Genomic DNA, 2,403 nt, shown 5'->3' on the forward strand with positions numbered 1-2,403 from the left:
CGCGCCACGCTGAGCGGCGCGCCGGGGTGTCAGGGGGCGGGCGGTCAGCCGCCGTCCGGTTCCCCCTGCGACCCGCCCAGCGGCTGCTCGGCGACCTGGCCGGTCCACGCGGCACGCGCCCCGGAGTCCCCGATCCGTACCGTCGTCACCACCGGTCGCTGCGGATCCTCGCCCGGCTGGGCGCGACGGGCGTCGTCGCGGTGGTGCTGCCGGCGAGCGCCCTGGTCGGGGTGAACGCCGGTCTGGACTACCTGCGGACCGTCGGCGACGTGGCCGGGACCGGACCGGCGGAGGGGATCGGGGTCGCCCAGCTGCTGCTGAGCCGGAAGGTCCCGGCGACCGGTCAGGTCGTGCAGATCCCGATCCCGGGGACGGCGTCGCACTTCGCGGCCCGGCCCGCGGTCGTGTGGGTGCCGCCCGCCTGGTACGAACGGCCCCGGCCACAGCTGCCGGTGATCGTGCTGCTGCACGGGACCCCCGGCCGTCCGGTGGACTGGGTGGACTCCGGGGGCGCCGCCGACGTCGCGAACGCCTGGGCCGCCCAGCACCACGGGGTGGCACCGATCCTGGTGATGCCCGACGTCAACGGCACCTACACCGCGGACTCCGAGTGCGTCGACACCCCGACGGCGAAGGTCGAGACCTACCTGACCCGCGACGTGCCCCGGGTGGTGAGCAGGCTGCTGGGGACGCGGCCGCCGGGGCCGTCGTGGGCGGTGGCGGGGTTGTCCGAGGGCGGCAGCTGCGCGGCGATGCTGGCGCTGCGCCATCCCACGGTGTTCGCCACGTTCGGTGACTACGCCGGACTGCTCGGCCCGCGGGTCGGGGACTCCAACGGCGGAGTCCCGGACACCGTCGCCGGGCTGTTCGGCGGGTCGCAGGCCGCGTTCGCCGCACACGACCCGGCGACGCTGCTGGCCGCGAACCGGGCCCCCGGGATCGCCGGCTGGTTCGAGGCGGGTGACGCCGACACCGATCCGGCCGCCGCCGCGCACACGCTGTCGGCGGTGGCGACCCGGGCCGGTGTCGAGAACCGGCTGGTGATCGTGCCCGGGGGCGGGCACGACTTCGACCTGTTCTCCCAGGCCCTGTCGGACTCCTATCCGTGGCTCGTGGGACGGGTGTCGGTCCCCGTGCCCTGAACCGGGGTCAGGGGGCGCCGAAGCCGGCCGCCCCGAGGACCTGACGGCCCTCGTCGCCGTTCACGAACTGCACCCACTTCTGCGCCGGCTCGGCGTTCTTCGTGTTCTTCAGGACGACGATCGGGTACTGGTTGACCGCCTCCGACGCCTGCGGGATGTCGACGCCCTGCGCCTGCCCCGTCGACGCGGCGACGTCGGTCCGGTAGACGACCCCGGCGTCGGCGTTGCCGGTGGTGACCTTCTGCAGCACCGACTTGACGTCCTGCTCCTCGGAGACGGGCGTGATGTCCACGCCGGCGGCCTTCTCCACCTTCTCCGTCGCCGAGCCGCACGGCACCTGCGGGGCGCAGACCACGGTCCGCAGGCCGGGCCTGCTCAGGTCCTGCAGCGACGCGATCTGCTTCGGGTTCTGCGGCGCGACCGCGATCTGCAGGGTGTTGGTGGCGAAGACCTCGGGCTGCCCCTGGGCGTTGCCCGCGTCGGTCACCTTGGTCATGTTGTTCTGGTCGGCCGAGGCGAACACGTCGGCCGGGGCGCCCTGGTTGATCTGCTGGGCCAGGGCCGAGGACCCGGCGAAGTTGAACACCACGTCCGTGCCCGGGTTGGCGGCCTCGAACTTCTTCTCCAGGTCACCGAACGTACCGGTCAGCGACGCCGCGGCGAACACCGTCAGCGTGCCGCCCTGCGCCTCGCCGCCCGGCTGCGCGGCGGTCCCGCCGCCCCCGGCTCCCCCGCCGCAGCCCGCCGGCGCGAACAGCGCCGTCACCGCCAGCGCGGCGCCGGCCACTCGTCCTCGGATCCTCACGAACACCCTCCCGGGATCGACTCCCCGCGCCGTTCGCCGATCACGAACTGCGGATCAGCGGGCATCCTATGCACGCAGTCACCGGTTACGCACCCCTGATCGGCACGCAGAACCGGATCTCCGCCGTGCGGCTCGAATGTGGACTCTCGGTGATCGCTCAGCGTCCTTTGGGCTTGCTCTGCGCAACGACCGGAAGGGGCACCCGCGGTGGCGGATCGTGCCGCAATGACGCAGGAGACGGTGCATGGCGCTGGAGACGCTGGTCCCGCCGGGGGCCCCGACCCCGGGGACGACGGCGGTGGGGCGACCCGCGGGCGGGACCGGTCCACCCCGGGTCCGGCGGTGCGGCGATGAGCGCGGTCGAGACCACCGTCGAGATCGCACCGGAGCCGTCGCGGCGTCGCCGCCGCAGGCGTCGGGCGGGTGCCGTGCCGGGGTGCTCGTGGTGCTGCTCGG

General features: G+C 74.2%; 2 protein-coding genes. One reads left to right on the forward strand and one right to left on the reverse strand.

Features of this window, described 5'->3' with window-relative positions:
- The coding region (locus GTW08_RS01450) for an alpha/beta hydrolase (protein WP_346009830.1) at positions 1-1,142 on the forward strand (1,142 nt) is incomplete at its 5' end.
- Between the two features lie 7 nt (positions 1,143-1,149).
- Here the strand turns inward: GTW08_RS01450 and modA are convergent.
- On the reverse strand, positions 1,150-1,929 hold the full coding sequence (gene modA / locus GTW08_RS01455) for a molybdate ABC transporter substrate-binding protein (RefSeq protein WP_346009831.1): 780 nt from the start codon (positions 1,927-1,929) through the stop codon (positions 1,150-1,152).
- Between the last annotated feature and the right edge of the window lie 474 nt (positions 1,930-2,403).

Source organism: Pseudonocardia sp. SID8383, assembly GCF_009864975.1.
Classification (GTDB): Bacteria; Actinomycetota; Actinomycetes; order Mycobacteriales; family Pseudonocardiaceae; genus Pseudonocardia; species Pseudonocardia alni.